Annotated in this window: 16 protein-coding genes; 9 read left to right on the top strand and 7 right to left on the bottom strand. The window is 36.7% G+C overall.

What is annotated here, in order from left to right; translation table 11 throughout:
* Positions 1-60 precede the first annotated feature (60 nt).
* Entirely contained in the window at positions 61-1,278 is a 1,218-nt protein-coding gene (locus tag I4641_RS04995) for an ABC transporter permease (RefSeq protein ID WP_229639370.1), read from the bottom strand.
* A 34-nt stretch (positions 1,279-1,312) separates the two neighbouring features.
* Between I4641_RS04995 and I4641_RS04990 the strand changes: the two genes are divergently transcribed.
* Positions 1,313-2,824, top strand: a complete 1,512-nt coding sequence (locus I4641_RS04990) for a cryptochrome/photolyase family protein (RefSeq protein ID WP_229639369.1) — start codon at positions 1,313-1,315, stop codon at positions 2,822-2,824.
* 37 nt (positions 2,825-2,861) lie between these two features.
* Here the strand turns inward: I4641_RS04990 and gloA are convergent, their stop codons facing one another.
* Positions 2,862-3,284 (bottom strand): lactoylglutathione lyase, encoded by a 423-nt coding sequence (gloA, locus tag I4641_RS04985; protein ID WP_229639368.1) that lies wholly within the window; start codon positions 3,282-3,284, stop codon positions 2,862-2,864.
* A gap of 260 nt (positions 3,285-3,544) precedes the next feature.
* Between gloA and I4641_RS04980 the strand changes: the two genes are divergently transcribed.
* The 3 genes from I4641_RS04980 to I4641_RS04970 all read left to right on the top strand — a co-directional run bounded on the left by I4641_RS04980 (position 3,545) and on the right by I4641_RS04970 (position 5,567).
* Positions 3,545-3,739, top strand: coding sequence for an NblA/ycf18 family protein (locus tag I4641_RS04980; protein ID WP_229639367.1), 195 nt, complete (start codon positions 3,545-3,547; stop codon positions 3,737-3,739).
* Positions 3,740-4,109: 370 nt separating this feature from the next.
* Positions 4,110-4,340 carry a hypothetical protein gene (locus I4641_RS04975; protein ID WP_229639366.1) on the top strand — a complete coding sequence of 77 codons (231 nt, stop codon included), beginning with the start codon at positions 4,110-4,112 and terminating at the stop codon, positions 4,338-4,340.
* An 81-nt stretch (positions 4,341-4,421) separates the two neighbouring features.
* A complete protein-coding gene (locus tag I4641_RS04970; RefSeq protein WP_229639365.1) occupies positions 4,422-5,567 on the top strand; it encodes a histidinol-phosphate transaminase in 1,146 nt (381 codons plus the stop codon).
* On the opposite strand, the gene I4641_RS04965 is transcribed toward I4641_RS04970, so the two are convergent.
* Positions 5,564-6,010 carry a tellurite resistance TerB family protein gene (locus tag I4641_RS04965; protein WP_229639364.1) on the bottom strand — a complete coding sequence of 149 codons (447 nt, stop codon included), beginning with the start codon at positions 6,008-6,010 and terminating at the stop codon, positions 5,564-5,566. The two genes, I4641_RS04970 and I4641_RS04965, sit on opposite strands and share 4 nt — an antisense overlap.
* Before the next feature lie 285 nt (positions 6,011-6,295).
* Between I4641_RS04965 and I4641_RS04960 the strand changes: the two genes are divergently transcribed.
* Positions 6,296-7,159 carry an ion transporter gene (locus tag I4641_RS04960; protein WP_229639363.1) on the top strand — a complete coding sequence of 288 codons (864 nt, stop codon included), beginning with the start codon at positions 6,296-6,298 and terminating at the stop codon, positions 7,157-7,159.
* A gap of 204 nt (positions 7,160-7,363) precedes the next feature.
* The gene (locus I4641_RS04955) at positions 7,364-8,578 is read left to right on the top strand and encodes a serine/threonine-protein kinase (protein WP_229639362.1); all 1,215 of its coding nucleotides are present in this window, start codon (positions 7,364-7,366) and stop codon (positions 8,576-8,578) included.
* A 33-nt stretch (positions 8,579-8,611) separates the two neighbouring features.
* Here the strand turns inward: I4641_RS04955 and I4641_RS04950 are convergent, their stop codons facing one another.
* A complete protein-coding gene (locus I4641_RS04950) occupies positions 8,612-9,541 on the bottom strand; it encodes a Tll0287-like domain-containing protein (protein ID WP_229639361.1) in 930 nt (309 codons plus the stop codon).
* Between the two features lie 263 nt (positions 9,542-9,804).
* Between I4641_RS04950 and I4641_RS04945 the strand changes: the two genes are divergently transcribed.
* From I4641_RS04945 to I4641_RS04935, 3 genes are all read left to right on the top strand, one after another.
* Complete coding sequence (locus tag I4641_RS04945) at positions 9,805-10,692, top strand: phosphate/phosphite/phosphonate ABC transporter substrate-binding protein (protein ID WP_229639360.1); 888 nt, start codon at positions 9,805-9,807, stop codon at positions 10,690-10,692.
* 108 nt (positions 10,693-10,800) lie between these two features.
* A complete protein-coding gene (gene crtE, locus I4641_RS04940; RefSeq protein ID WP_229639359.1) occupies positions 10,801-11,730 on the top strand; it encodes a geranylgeranyl diphosphate synthase CrtE in 930 nt (309 codons plus the stop codon).
* Between the two features lie 50 nt (positions 11,731-11,780).
* Positions 11,781-12,248: a divergent PAP2 family protein gene (locus tag I4641_RS04935; protein WP_229639358.1), complete on the top strand. Its 468-nt coding sequence runs from the start codon at positions 11,781-11,783 to the stop codon at positions 12,246-12,248.
* A 17-nt stretch (positions 12,249-12,265) separates the two neighbouring features.
* Here I4641_RS04935 and I4641_RS04930 read toward each other — a convergent pair whose 3' ends face one another.
* From I4641_RS04930 to I4641_RS04920, 3 genes are read right to left on the bottom strand one after another with little or no spacing between them, the layout of a single operon-like run.
* Entirely contained in the window at positions 12,266-13,117 is an 852-nt protein-coding gene (locus I4641_RS04930; RefSeq protein WP_229639357.1) for a phosphatase domain-containing protein, read from the bottom strand.
* 14 nt (positions 13,118-13,131) lie between these two features.
* On the bottom strand, positions 13,132-14,214 hold the full coding sequence (locus I4641_RS04925) for an RNA ligase (RefSeq protein ID WP_229639356.1): 1,083 nt from the start codon (positions 14,212-14,214) through the stop codon (positions 13,132-13,134).
* Between the two features lie 7 nt (positions 14,215-14,221).
* Positions 14,222-16,345 carry an ATP-binding protein gene (locus I4641_RS04920; protein ID WP_229639355.1) on the bottom strand — a complete coding sequence of 708 codons (2,124 nt, stop codon included), beginning with the start codon at positions 16,343-16,345 and terminating at the stop codon, positions 14,222-14,224.
* Between the last annotated feature and the right edge of the window lie 27 nt (positions 16,346-16,372).

Here is a 16,372-nt window from a genome sequence, read left to right as displayed (position 1 = left end):
AACAAGTAATCGATCCCTTGACATTTTTAGAGATATATCGATCGCCTGAAATAACGCTTTTTAAATACTTCTTAATGCCACAATAGGATCTAATTTTGCTGCTGCTTTAGCAGGAAATACCCCAAAAGAAAGACCGATAGCTCCAGAGACTCCGACGGCTAATACAATAGCTACAGGGGATATTGTAGGTGCAAGGGGAGATAATGCCCCGACGATTATAATACCCGTAACTCCCACTACCGTACCGACTGCACCCCCCGCAGCAGAAAGGATAGTAGCTTCAATGAGAAATTGCCACAAAATATCGCCTTCTTTTGCCCCAATTGCCTTGCGCAAACCGATTTCTTTGGTTCTTTCGGATACTGCTACTAGCATGATATTCATCACCCCAATACCTCCTACTAGTAAGGAAATACCTGCGATCGCAGCCAGCAATACCGTTAAGCCACTAGTAATTGTTCCGACGATTTGTAAAACATCTTTTTGAGTACTGACGCTAAAGTCATCTTTTCCCGTAATTTTGTGGCGCAGACGCAAGAGGTTTTCGATCTGTAACTTAGCTGCGCGAATGCTATCCTCGTCCTTGGCTGCGATAGAAATGATGGTTACTTGAGTACCATAAGGAGATGTGTTACCCACAATTTGATTCGCCATGGTGGTAAGGGGTACATATACTGTTAAGTCTTGGTTTTGCCCCAAAAAAGCACCTTTAGCTTTTAAAACGCCAATTATTTCTAAATTAATATTTTTGACGCGAATTTTTTTGCCGAGAGGATCTTGTTGGGGAAAAAACTTGTCAGCGATCTCCGCACCTAAAACCACTACCCGACGGTTGCGCTTGACATCTATACTACTAAAAAACCTGCCCTTATCTACTTCAAAACTTCTGACAGTTAAATATTCTGGGGTAGTACCGATAATCTGTTCGCTAGCGTTACGATTGCGATAGGTAATCAATTGATTTGCTGCGATTTGAGGGGCAACATCCCGTATACTGGGGACTTGTTCTTTAATGGCGATCGCATCTTCCCATACCAGGGTTTGTGGGGTATTAAAAGTGGTTCGTCTTTCTTCTTGTGTTCCCGCCCCAACAAAGATTACATTAGGACCTAGAGATTCAAATTGTTCTGAAGCGAGATTTTTTGCCCCTTCTCCTATTCCTACCATAGCAATTACCGAAGCATTGCCAATCACAATACCCAACATTGTCAGACTGCTACGCATTTTGTTGGCTACCAAAGTAGCCGTAGCCATTCTAAAGCTTTCTATAATGTTCATATGATTAGGAATTAACTATTAAAATTATTAGTTTATGACAGTCGGTATTTGGATTTTAGGCGATCGCTTGACAACAAAACAGTTAAGCTTGAAAAATAATCAAGATAATAAACAGCAAACCCCTGTTATCTTTATTGAGTCTAACAATTATGTTCAGCAGCGACTTTATCATCGGCAAAAATTGGTATTAGTTTGGTCGGCAATGCGTCATTTTGCTGAAGAGTTAAAAGCAGATAATTGGCAAGTAACTTATAAAATCGCTTCGGATTTTATAACTCCATTAGAAGACTGGATTGAGCAGTATAAAATTACAGAATTACAGCTAACTATTCCCTGCGATCGCCCTTTTTATCAATTAATTAAAAATTTAGCTTTAAACTGTCAGGTAACTTTTCTAGAGGACACCCATTTTTTATGGGATCGGGATGAATTTATTGCTTGGGCAAAACCTCGTAAGCGTTTATTGATGGAAGATTTTTATCGAGAAAGTAGAAAAAAATTCAATGTTTTAATGGATGGTCAAAAACCCGTGGGGGGAAAGTGGAATTACGATAAAGATAATCGCAAAGCACCTAAAAAAGAACTTAAAACTCCCCAACCTTTAACTTTTACTCCCGATGCCATTACTCAAGAGATAATTGAATATATTAAACAAGAAAACTTATCTGATTACGGCAAAATTGAGCCTTTTAATTGGGCTGTTACCAGACAGCAAGCTCAATCGGTTTTAGCTTATTTTGTAGAAGAATGTTTGGCTGATTTTGGTACTTATCAAGATGCCATGCTTGCGGGAGAATATACTATGTGGCATGGCTTAATTTCTCCTTATTTGAATCTGGGATTACTCGAACCGATGGAAGTAATTGATGCAATTGAAACGGCATATTATCAACAAGAATTACCTTTAAATAGTGTTGAAGGTTTTATTCGCCAAGTAATGGGATGGCGGGAATATATGCACGGTATTTATCATTTGCAAGATGAAGACTACAGTCAAAACAATTGGTTCGATCACCATCAACCCTTACCAGAATTCTTTTGGGATGGATCGAAAACAAAAATGAATTGCTTGGGTCAAACTCTAACCCAAATAGAAGAAACAGGTTACGCACATCATATCCAAAGATTGATGATTCTCAGCAATTTTGCTCTCATTGCAGGTATATCTCCCCAAGAGATCGAAAACTGGTTTCATAGTGCCTTTATCGATGCCTATGACTGGGTAATGCAAACAAATGTAATCGGTATGGGACAATTTGCCGATGGAGGTATCCTGGCTTCTAAACCCTATGCAGCCTCCGCTAACTACATCAATAAAATGAGCGACTATTGCCAAGGTTGTCAATACAAAAAAAGCGATCGCTTGGGAGAAAAAGCTTGTCCTTTTAATTTCTTTTACTGGAATTTTCTGATTCGCCATCAAGACAAATTGCGATCGCTTGGTAGAATGAATTTAGTCCTCTCTCACCTCAAAAGAATTTCTCCCGAAGAATCAGCACAAATAACCTCTTTAGCTAGCCAATGGTGGGAGAAAGAAACTAGGTAAAAAGGTGACTGGATCGAACCGAACCACTTACTACTTATCAAGCCGTGGCTGCTGCTTCTTTTTTTGCCGATCCTTGCGTACCCAACTGAATCAATTCAATTTTGTAACCATCTGGATCTTCCACGAAAGCAATCACAGTAGTACCGTGTTTCATTGGTCCTGGTTCTCTACTAATTTTACCACCCTGAGCCTTAATGCGATCGCAAGTGCCATAGATGTCATCCACTCCTAAAGCAATGTGTCCGTATCCTTTACCCAAGTCGTATTCTTCGACTCCCCAGTTATAGGTAAGTTCGATTACTGTATTGTCTTTTTCTTCGCCATAACCCACAAACGCCAGGGTAAATTCGCCACTAGGATAGTCTTTGCGACGTAATAGAGTCATGCCTAAAATATCGCAATAAAAAGCGATCGATTTGTCTAAGTCTCCTACTCGCAGCATGGTGTGCAACATTCGCATATTTAAAATTCTCCAATTTTTGAGTTCACTTTTTTATTTTAAAAGGATTTTTATGTGGCATGAAATTATGATTTAATATTTTCTTAAGTAAAGCCGAGAACTAAGCTAAATTAACTGTCTGCTTATTAGTACTGTAGTATTTTATTTTCTCAGAGATAGTCACTCTTTCTCTTTTATATTAAGTCCCTCTTCGATCTCATTTTTTGCTGGTTCTTGTCTTAGTCTAAATAATCACTTCCCCCACATCAGGAGTTTAAATAATGAATTTCGAGTCTAATCAGTTGTCTTTAGAACAAGAATTTAAACATGAAGTATTTGTGTCCAAAATTCAAGAGTTATCCTACGAAGAGACTAAAGAATTGCTGGTTAAATTTCACAAGCAGATGTTGTTTAAAGACAACTTCTATCGAAAGTTATTTCGCAGCCAAAGAAAAAGCCATTACAAAACAGATTGATAAGTTTTGTATTTCATTAATCGATCTTAGATAGATTTGTTAGGATTAAATTATTAATATCGTAAATTGATACAAAAAAACAAAATATTAAGTTAAGAGTTAAGGTTTAAGACAAACAATAATCTTGATGGTGGGATTGAGTATGTTTTGAATCTTAGCCTTTTTGTAGGTGAAAAATGATGTTTACAAGTCAAGAAGTCATAGAAATAATAAAATCTTTTAGTACAATACTCGGTAACTTCAGACAAAACAGATTTAGAGCTAAAGCATCGAGCTAACAGTTTTTTTTAAACTTACGCTTTGATAGCCTTTAGGCAAAGTTTAGAAGAGTTTGTACACCTAACATGAAATTTCATATAAGATAATATGTATGAAGATTAAAGCCTCAGGTATTCAGACTGGCGATCGCATTATTGCCTACTTCAAGAACAAGATGCAGATCTGCACGGTAAAACAGATCTCTACTTGCGATCGACCCAATATAAAATTATGGGTGTTTTCGGGGGAACATTATCGCCATTCAAGCGCGGGTAATATTCAGTTTAAATCAGAAACTTTCGTCGATTTAATCGAGCAAAAATCTCCTATTTCCAAAAGTTAAAGCAAAGTAACTGTAGAGAGATAGTAGTTTCTAGAAGCTAAATATTTTATAATTTTAGCTCTATCTAGTATTCAAAATATCATGCGCGATCGCACTTCTTTTCTACGCCCCGATCTAGCCCAATTAGCTGCATATACGCCCCACCCAGGAGGAGAAACCCCAGCTATTGTCGATCGCTTGGATACTAACGAAAGCCCTCTAGACTTGCCAACAGATATCAAATCTAAGTTAGCTTGGGCATATCAAGAACAAATAGAGGCAAATCGCTATCCCGACGGTAGCCATCAAGAATTGAAAAAAGCGATCGCTGAATATACCACTGAGTCTGCTAATCTAAATGACAGTCTAAATACCGATAATATCTCTGTCGGGAATGGTTCGGATGAATTAATCAGATCGATCCTGATTGCTACTTGTTTGGGGGGTAATGGTTCTATTTTGGTCGCAACTCCCACCTTTTCTATGTATGCTATCTTAGCCAAAACTTTAGGTATTCCCGTTGTTACTATTGCCAGAGATGAAACGGATTTTTCTCTAGATATAGCAGCAGCACAACAAGCGATCGAATCAACGGATAACCCACCGATAAAAGTTGTGTTTGTCGTGCATCCCAACTCCCCAACGGGCAATGTTTTAGCTGACAAAGAATTAGATTGGTTGAAAAGTTTGCCAGAGAACATTTTAGTAGTAGTAGATGAAGCCTATTTTGAATTCTCTCAAACCTCTATAGTGGGAGAAATAAAACAACGTAACAATTGGATTATTTTGCGTACCTTTTCCAAAGCTTTTCGACTAGCTGCCCATCGCGTCGGATATGCGATCGCCAATCCCGATATCATTAGGGTATTAGAAAAAGTTCGTTTACCCTATAATCTACCGAGTTTTTCCCAAATAGCAGTCTCCGTCGTCTTACAACAACGTCAATTACTCTTACCTTTAGTTCAAGAAACCATAGAAGAAAGAAAGCGAGTCTATTCAGTGTTACAGCAAAATAGCCACTTCCAAGTATGGCAGAGTCAAGCTAACTTTTTGTACCTCCGCTTGAATAATATCGATCGCAATCATCAAGATAGTTTGTTAGCCAAGGTAACTGCAAGTTTAAAAGCAGAAGGAACTCTAATACGTCATACTGGAGGTGGCTTGCGGATTACTGTTGGTACTCCTCAAGAAAGCGATCGCACTTTAGCCAGGTTAGAAAAGCAAGTATCGCTTTTGATTAATAATTAGCCTTTATTCTTAATCATGATTACTTCGGTGATGCGATCGACTTTATCTTCAGGAATAGATAAACAGTCTGATAGTTTGGATAGCATAGACAACTCTTCTTCAAACATTGCCCCGTCAGCAAGGGTAATATCTGTTGCCAAGGCAAAGACAGTTTCATTCAGATATTCTGGCAAATTGGGCAAGGCTAATTGCAACAAAGTATCTACATCATAAGTTTTAATGATTCTCAACAGTTTATTCAAGGTATTTATAATACTTGCTTTTGTTTTATCTTTGAATAGTTTTGTTCTTTGAAGAGTTGTCATCAAGTTTTGCAATTCGGTTTCTGCCATATGTCCATCCACACTAACTGCACACAACATAATTGCAGCAAAAGATTCTTTAGGAGTTAAATAGATATTTAGTTCTTTTTGAAGATTGGAAGTCTTAATAGTTGAATTCATTGCAATATAGTCAATAATGTTTTGTTTATATTGATATATTTCCCAAAAAACTAAGTTTGATCGACAATTTACCCAGTCTCTTGTAAAAATAATCTCAAGTAATGAACTACCCCAACTTAACTGACTTAGAGCGATCGCAACAATATTCAAGATTTAAGAGACTTTTAGAAAGTATCATAGCCGCATCAAGAGATAGTTTAATGATTTAAACTAACCTAAAACATATTAAAGTAAATATAGCCTTTCTCTTCAGGAGAAGGAATCAATAAACTATCTCGATATATTGTGTCACAAGAAGACTTATTTATTCCAGGTAATTCCCCAGTCAAAAAACTATCATTACGGGAAAAAGTAGCTTTTTATTTAGAAGATACTCAAACTAATTTAGGCTTATATTCTGACCTGAGTATTTTAGGTTTAATATTACTATCTTCAGCTATTTTTGTAGCTCAAACCTATCCTATTTCTCAACAGTTAGAAAACATTTTAGGTTTATTAGATTTAGCAATCTTAATTGTTTTTACCTGCGAATATATTCTACGCTTTTGGTCGGCAGAAAACCCACGTAAATTCTTTTTCAGCTTCTTTTCTCTAATAGATTTAATATCGATACTCCCCCTACTATTAGGCTGGATGGATATTCGTTTTTTGCGGGTATTTCGCTGGTTTAGAATTGTACGTATTGTAAGGTTTTGGAAAATCGAAAAGCGATTATTAGGTATAGCCAATGAAGATAGTATCGTTTTTGTGAGGATATTTTTAACTCTATTTACTTTAATTTTTGTCTATGCAGGATTAATTTATCAGGTAGAGCATCAAATAAATAGCGATCGCCTAAAAAACTTTTTTGATGCTTTTTATTTTGTGGTGGTAACTATGACTACTGTAGGTTATGGCGATGTAACTCCTCTATCTCAAGCGGGTCGAGTCATGACTTTGCTGATGATTTTTACGGGAGTATTATTTATTCCTTGGCAATTAAGCGAACTAATTGGGCAAGTAGTAAAAACTTCTAATTTAGTAGAACAAAAATGCTCTAATTGTAAATTATCTCGCCACGATCCCGATGCTTTATTTTGCAAACAATGTGGTGTAGAATTAAGCAAAAAAAATCGAACTTTATCGGAAATTATTCTAGAAGAAAAATAAGAAAATAAAAATATTAGTTTACTTTTATTTCATCTTTTGTTGTTCTAAGCTTGATGTAAAACTCTGGTTATAGTAATTCAAGAGAGATAGAATAGTATCTTAATCAAGTTCCATTCCTTATATAAAGATACTTCGGCATAAAAAAACATTCACAACTGTAGTATTAACTACGAGTTATATAGTTAATTTTTATTAATTGCGACCATGAGTTTATGTATCAATCCTCGATGTGAAAAATCAGAAAACTCTGATACTATGCTTTTTTGTCAAAGCTGTCACTCGGAACTGTTAATCGATGGACGCTATCGGGTACAGCGTTTGGTCGGACAAGGAGGATTCGGTTTGACTTATGAAGTCTTAGATCTAAATTCTAGACCAAAAGTATTGAAAGTATTAACTGACAATCATCCGAAATATGTGGAGCTATTTCAACAAGAAGCTCGCGTATTAGAAATTATGGATCATCCTGGTATTCCCAAGATTGATTTGAATGGTTATTTTACTTATTATCTTCAGGGCATTCCAGAGCCATTGCATTGTATTGCAATGGAAAAAATTGAAGGTTTGGATCTAGAAGAATATCTAGCTCAAAGAGGCAATAAACCTATCTCTCACAAGCGAGCTTTACGTTGGCTGGCTGAATTAAGCCTAATTTTAGAACAAGTACACAAATTCAACTTTTTTCATCGAGATATTAAACCTAGCAATATCATGTTAAAAGCAAATGGTTGTCTAGTTTTGATTGATTTTGGGACAGCCAGACAGGTTTCCGATACATATATTCACAAGCAGTCAGAAGGATTAATTACAGGGATAGTTTCTAGCGGATATACCCCCATAGAACAAATGAGAGGCAAAGCTGTCAAACAATCAGATTTTTATGCTTTGGGGGGTACGATGATCTTCCTCCTTACAGCTTGCAACCCTCTAGATTTTTATAACTCTTTTGCAGACAAATTTGAATGGTCTCAAGCAGTAGAAAATGTTTCCCCTAAGTTCGTTAATCTAATCGATTCAATGGTATCTTCTTTCCCCGCCGATAGACCCCAAAATGCTAGAGATATCTTCCAAGAAATTGTCAAAATTGATTCTAGTTTGCAAAGTGTAGAAAATTACTGGATAGAGCCATCAAAAAATTCATCTTCTCAAGTAACTTCTTCCTTCAGTCAAATACCAGTCGCTTCTTATAACATTAATTATTCAGCACAACCAAAGCCAATAGATCGACGAATTCCCTCAGATTTTGTCGATCGCTGTCGTCACGAATTAGCGGAGTTCATTGGTCCTATGGCTGGTATCATCTGCAACCAAACTTTAAGTAATAATCCTGGTTTATCCAGTTCGGAATTTGTTTTAGCATTGGCTACCAAGATTTCCGATTCTCAAGATGCACAAAAATTCAAACAGCATTTACTTTAAAGTATTAGCTTTAATCCAAGCTATCATTAAAAATTAAGATTTTGGCGGCTTATTCTCAATCATTTCCATTGCCATTTTTAAACTTACTTTAAGACGGTTCAAAGAACGAGCTAAAATACCTATTTCATCATTACTTTCGTGTTGGAACTCTACGCTAAAATCTCCCGTACTCAAGTTTTTAGAAAAAGAGGACATTTTATTAATCGGATCGGTAATAGTAAGTTTCAGAAATATATTTAAGATAATAATTCCTAGTACCAAAAATATCAAAACCCTGCCAATCACTAGCCACCGTAAATCTCGTGCTTGTCGTACGACTTCACTGGCAGGAACAGAAATAATTTGCGCTCCCACAATTTCATTCAATTTCCACCCAAACCCAGTATCTTTGCCATAAGTAGCAATTTGGCTTGGAGGCGCTTTTTCAGGCAAGCTATGGCATCTCAAGCAACTTTCTTTATTAACCGCCAAAGGACGTGCAATATAAAATAATTCTCCTCCTGGTATAGTACGAAAACCATACTTTTGAAAGTCTGCCATCTTCCCTTCTCTAGAGCCAACATCTCGACGAAAAGATTCAACAATTTCTGTTTCAAATTTATCTGCTTTATCTCTCAAATTAGTAGGATTGAGAGTAGCTTCTTTGTAAAAAAACTGACTGTATTTTTCATTACTTCTGAGATTTTCAAAAATTTCTCTCGCTGAATAAGCGGGTACAGTCTGTGGTAAGAAGAATTGCTCTGTTTCTAGACGCGATGATAGTTCGGGCTGGATTTGACTGCTAGTATATTGACGTACCGAGTTCATCGTTTCAATTAGTAGAGATGCTTTGTCTGCAACTATTTCTTCTGCATAGTTTTCCAATATTCTAGATAAAATAAAACTAATAGCCAGAGTTATGGATAGAAAAATTATAGCTAACAGAATATTAAGCTTAATACCTAATTTAATATTTTTGGTCATATAATTTTTCCTTTCAAACTAAACAGTATTAAAGATTGAAAAAGTTTTAATTTTGGAAACGATATTTCTTCTTCTAAAATAAACCTTAGCAATCGACGAACAAAAATGACAAAATAAATGATAAATATTAATATTTAGAACAATATATTTTTCTCAATCGTTCTAGATCGATCTTTATTGTTAAAATTAGATTGACTAATTAGATAAAAACAAGTCTATTTTATTTCGCACGATCAAAGGATTTGTAAAGATTTTAGTTGAAGTTGAGCAAAAATATGTTACGCCATCATTTCCTGGGATTAATATTGGTTTTGTGGGCAATAACAGCCTGCGGTCGAGGTGAAGAAGAAGTTTATCAAAAACTAGTTATTGGGGTAATCGGTTATGGAGAAAGCAGTAGTTCTTTAGAAGAATATTCTGATCTACAAGACTATTTAAGCATTCAATTAAAAAGTATCGTTGAACTAGAGCCAGCCTATAATGAGATTCAAGCTTTAAAGCAAATTAGTCAAGAAAAATGGGATTTAGTTTTTGCCCCTTCTGGTTTAGCGGCGATCGCAATTTATCGCTACAAATATCAACCCCTAGTCCCTTTAGAAGGAATAGAAAAATTACGCTCGGCGATCGTAGTTAACCAGGATAGCTCTTTTAAGAAAATTTTAGATCTGGGGGGAGAAAGTATTGTTTTAGGACAAGAAGGTTCGGCAACCAGCTATTATTTACCGATATATAATCTTTATGGTTTAACTATGGAGAAAGTTCTTTTTTCTCCCACTCCTCAAACTAGTCTAGAATTGCTCGAACAAAGAGAAGTCGATGGGGCTGCTTTGTCTGTGGAAGAATTCAATCAATATCGTCAAAACTTCAAAGCAAATCAATTTCGTATCATCGATCTTGATTCTCACGTTATTCCCACTGGAGCAATCATCATTTCCAATAAAATTGGTAGCAGAGAGTTTGTAGCAATCCAAAAAGCTTTAGCCACAGCTCCCTCTCATATTGCTGCGTCGGCTAAATTTTTACCTACCGAAAAAACACCCCAGTATGAGTATTTGATCGATGTAATCAAAAGGGTAAAACCGATTACAGAAAACATTAAACAGCAGCCTGCTCTATTTTATGAGCCAAAAAAAGCACCGCTTAATAACTAAAAAAAGGGTAAGAAAGTCAAAATTCACATATAGCTTCATAAAGCTTGGTTAAAGTTCCTCATCAGGTAATAATGAAGATCGATCGAATTAAGTACATTTTCCTGTTGTATGGTGCAAGCAGACAAAAAACCCAGAAAGTCAGAAAAACCTCTTACGTTTGACTTAAATAGCTATTTAAAACAGCAAAAAGATCTAGTGGAAAAGGCGTTAGATCGATCTATTGCGATCGCTAGACCAGAAAAAATTTACGAAGCCATGCGTTATTCTTTGCTAGCTGGTGGCAAACGTTTGCGTCCCATTCTCTGTTTGGCTACTTGTGAATTGACTGGTGGTGATGCCGAGATGGCGATGCCTACTGCTTGTGCTTTGGAAATGATTCACACCATGTCCTTGATTCACGACGATCTACCTGCAATGGACAACGATGATTTTCGTCGCGGAAAACCAACCAATCACAAAGTATACGGCGACGATATTGCTATCCTAGCAGGAGATGGCTTATTGGCTTATGCCTTTGAATATGTTGCTACCCAAACCAAAAATGTCGCTCCAGAGAATATAATTCGGGTAGTAGCTTGTTTGGGACATACAGTAGGTGCTGCTGGTTTAGTTGGCGGACAAGTATTAGATTTGGAGTCCGAAGGAAAACCTGATGTTACTGCCGAAACTTTAAGTTTTATTCATACTCATAAAACAGGTGCGTTGTTAGAAGCCTCCGTAGTGTCTGGAGCAATTTTAGCCAACGCTCCTCAAGAAGATATCGATAGACTATCTAAATATGCTCAAAATATTGGTCTAGCTTTTCAGATAATTGATGATATTTTAGATATTACGGCAACAGACGAGCAACTGGGCAAAACTGCTGGTAAAGATCTTGAAGCACAAAAGGCTACTTATCCTAGTCTATGGGGCTTAGAAAAATCCCGCGTTAAAGCACAAGAATTGGTAGATAGTGCCATCGCACAATTATCGATTTATGGTGCAAAAGCCGAGCCTTTAAGAGCAGTAGCCAACTATATAGTAACTCGCGATCGCTAGAAGATAATATCCACCGACTAACAACATTTTTGGGGCAAAGAAGAAAAACCATGCAAGAATTTGCCGATATCTTACACAATCAGATATTAATGGTCGCACTCTTAGCCTGTATTACAGCACAAGGGTTAAAGTTAGTTATTGACCTATTTAGAAGCCGTAAATTAAATGTTACGTATCTAATGTCCCCTGGAGGAATGCCTAGCGCACACTCTGCTTTAGTTGGCGCATTGGCTACTAGTGTTGGGCTGACTAAGGGTTGGTCGTCTGCCGAATTTGCGATCGCTTGTCTTTTTGCAATCATTGTCATGTACGATGCTGCGGGAGTACGTCAAGCTGCGGGGAAGCAAGCCAAAATTCTCAATCAATTAATCGATGAGTTATTTCAAGAAGAACATAATTTCAACGAGGAAAGATTAAAAGAATTGCTCGGACATACTCCTTTTCAGGTTTTGGTAGGTTTGAGCTTGGGTATTAGTATTGCCATGGTATTTTCCAAATACATCTGGGTAGTGAGTTAAAGAATATTAATTATTATTCAAAAGTCGCCTTCTGCTACCTGGAATACAGTCAAACCCAAACCTCGCCACATATCTACTACTTGTTGGCGATCGTCTAAGATGAAAACAATATTATATTTATCCTTTATATGATTTTCGTATAATTCTTGTTTGATAGTAGAATCTTTTCTCAGATCGCCAGTTTTACGCATATAAATATGTTGGTATTTAACGCCGTATTTGTTTAACCACCCTTCGGTTTTTTCCTTGCCGTCATCAGTACGTCCCGACATAATGATAATAGTTTTGCTATCTTGCCATTTATGGACGGTTTCGAGTACGGGATAGTTGGGTAAATCCAAATCGCAACGAGAGACATCAAAAGGACTGCGATCCCCCATAATAGCTAATGTACCATCCATATCTACAATAATGGCATCGGGTAGATCTGGGTTATGAATTACTGGCTTGACAACTTGCGATCGTACAAATTGATTGTACATCTTCATAATTACATCTTTACCCACCGATTTTGGTCTTAATAAATCCCGACGAATACATTCTTCAACGGGAACTTTTAAGAAAGAATCATTAATAATGACTCGCGCTTTTCCTGCTACCAATTCTTTAATGCGATCGATATTATGTCCGAAATTAGTATCGTCAATAACTACGTGCTTCCCCGCTTTTAGTGCCATTAGAATTGTCGTATCTCGCAGTTGGAGAATAAACTTTTCATTCCCTTTCGACCAATAAGAAGCGTGAGCCATTTCCCGTAATAGATCTTTATTTGTTCGCACCCAACGACCAGGATTTGCTAATAATAATTCTTTGGCAAACTGGGATTTTCCTGATGCAGGTAAACCTTGTAAAATTAAAACTTTTTTCATTAATTGTTAGTCGCTTATCCTAATTCTTGAAAATTAATATTTAATAAATTCTCCAGTTTATAAATTGAAGTTTGTGCCAGAGATTCTTTAACACTATTCGATTTTCCCGCCCGTAAGGCGAATAAAATCCCCGAATAGCTCAAATTTTTGACAGCTATCGCAAAATCCTTTTGTACGGGAATATTTTGGTACTTATAATATTGCTCTTCAATTTCTTCAATTAAGGCATTATATTGAGTTGCAATTTGTTGATATAGCTCTTGCCATTCGGGATAATAATTGAGAAATTCTTCCCCTTCATTGGTAACAACAATCTCTAACATTCTTCTAGAAGAAAAGCCTGTTTTTAAATGAGAAATAGCTACGTATTGAGGAGATTTGACCTTAATTCTCTTAAACTCGCGATCGCAAATAATATAGCCTTCCGAGTCCATCGGGTCCAACTTATCGGTCATGGCAACAATTTCCTCTAAGGTTTGCAGGGGATAAGTTGCAACCAATTGCCAGTTATATTTGTCTGTCCAAATCTGAGGATCTTCTTCTTTTAAAGTAACCTTGTTACGAACTCCATGCAATACTAACTTATGGCGATCGTGTCTGACTACAATTCGATTGTAAGGAGTCATCAACTCAAACATAAAACAATATTCAGTTTCTGTTGGCAATTGATAATCTAATTCTTGCCAAACTTTCCAAAATAAGGATTGAAAAGTATACTTGAAGCCACTTACATCTCCTCCAGCATCTGCCATACCACTAGATTGAACTCGCCATTCTCCTTCATAATAAAAAAGAGTCATTAAAGAACCATCAAGCTTTTCATATATCCGTGCAGCATCCCAATTCAACTTAGGAGCGTAGCTTTCTCCATAATTAAAAAACTTATCATAGGGATAAGAAACTATATTCCAATTATTAGTTTCATCAAAAATTATTCCCCGACATTGTTGAACTATTTTTTCTCCCATTGGCGATTCTAATTGAGAATATTTAAGACAGACTAAATTATCAATCTTGCTATGACGATTGACTTTAATATTATATTCTTCAGTTAATTTATCTAATCCTCTATTTCTTAAATAGTCCTGTAATTCCATTTATTTATTACTTATTACTTGTTATTTCTGCCAATGGTAGAGATATTTTAACTGTCGTGCCTTGGTTTTCTCCTGCACTATATAAAGAAATAGACCCATTCATCAATTCAATTAAATTGCGAGAAATAGCCAAGCCTAGTCCAGTTCCGCCAAATTTTCTGGTTGTCGAACCATCTACCATAACAAAAGGATTAAATAACTTATCTTGCTGATTTGTTTCAATACCAATGCCCGTATCTTCAACAATAACTATTACTTCTGGATTATTATAATTTTGTTCTTTACTAGATAAACTATGCTGATTTTTGTTCGATAAATCATTTTCATCAGATTCTAAAATTTCACTTCGATAAAAATCATCCCTGGATAGAGATGGGAAATCACTGCCTTCTTTTGCGCGCTCTAAATCTAATAAAGATTGACTATTTTCTACTTCTAAACTGTTGATTTTCACTTTGGTGCTAACTTCAATTGCCACCGTGCCACGATCCGTAAATTTAACTGCGTTGCTAATTATATTAATTAGAACTTGTTTCAATTTTGCCGAATCTGCTAAAACATAAATATTTTCTTGCCAAAGAGGAGTTTTTAAGCATAGTTTCTTATGTTGAATCGATACTAAATGTAAATCTATAACTTCATGTAAGATTTTTTTTAGGTCAACCTTGACAATATTTACCGACAATTTACCCGCTTCAATTTTAGAAATATCTAAAACATCATTGATAATTCCCAACAAATGAATTGCTGCATCATCCGCCTGTTGTAGGAATTCTCTTTCTTCTTCCTTGGTATCACAATAGCCATCTTGAACAATACGAATACAGTTAATAATGCCATTGAGAGGCGTTCTTAACTCATGAGAAGTAGTTGCCAAAAATTCGCTCTTTAACTTATTAGCTGCCTGTGCTTCTTTCCACGCTGAAACAATTTCATCTCCCCAGGCTCTAAGTCGACTCACCATATCATTGAGAGCTACAGAAAGCTGATTAAACTCCCTGATTTGGAAATTCTCTGGAAGGCGTTTTACCTGGGAAACAAATTCAGCAGAATCAACTTCATCATTAGATCGATCGCTGCTACCGTGCAAACGCTCTTCTCGCAGAGAGTAGTCTCTAATTTGCTCTAAAGGGCGAGCCAATTCGCGGGATAAATAAAGAGTAACCAAAGAGCTAGCAGCAATCAAGCCCAAAGTCATCCCCACCAAAGCTTGGCGAATATCCTTGAGGGGTTCGAGGGCAGCATCAATGGGGCTTACCGCCAAGATAATCCATTTCTCTGAATTCTTATTGGTAACAGGAGAAGAAATCGAACTATATCCAGCAACTAACTCCACTCCATCAGTTTCTAAATAAAATAAATGTAAAAAATCGGGCTTGTTAGAGATTGCATTGTTGAGTAGAGCATTGAGTCTTTGAGAATCTGGCATTTGTTTGATGTTACGCCCCACTCTCTGAATAAAAGGATGTGCCAAAATAGTGCCATCTTGATCGATGACTACGGGATAACCTTCTAAAGATCCTGGTTCGATAATTTCCTGTGCCAAAATAGCCGACTTGACGCTAAGAGCGTAGCGCAAATCGCCATTGCGATCGTAAACTGGAGCGGTAATCCAAAGCTTGAGTTGTCTGCGTAAAGGATTTTCGTTAGAATCCTCCGCATCCCGAATCAAAGAAGTTGAAGGCAACAAGAGTTTGACACTTGTTTGAGCAGCAGTAGTAAAAATGCGCTGTTTCTTTTTCTTCCAAGTGCTACTTTCCAACTCGATCGCTTCATTGCAGGTAGTGGCAGTAACTTGACTAGTGTTGAGATCGGTAATTTGAGCGCATAAAATCTCGGTGGGCAAAACTTCTTTTAGTTGAGAGATTAATAGATCTGGCTCTAACATATCCGAACGAGAAATGGCGGCATCGCTAGCACTAGCGAGATTATTGCGTAAAGCTTCTATTGATTGTTTAACTAGATCTCCTTTTCTCACAGCACTTTCAGTCAAATTTTGCCTAGCAGTTTCCAAAAAAGCAGAGCGAGCTTTTCTGTAAGTGACATAAACTCCAATTAACAAAATTGGCACACTAACCAAAAGAATGCGCGAAAGTAATATACGTCGGAAAGAAGATTGACCAGGTGTCATAAGAATAGATCGAGGCGCATGCTTACA

Source organism: Waterburya agarophytonicola KI4 (assembly GCF_020640915.1).
Taxonomy (GTDB): Bacteria; Cyanobacteriota; Cyanobacteriia; order Cyanobacteriales; family Xenococcaceae; genus Waterburya; species Waterburya agarophytonicola.
Note: the sequence above shows the minus strand (reverse complement) of the source record. Positions and strands in the feature narration are given on the sequence as shown.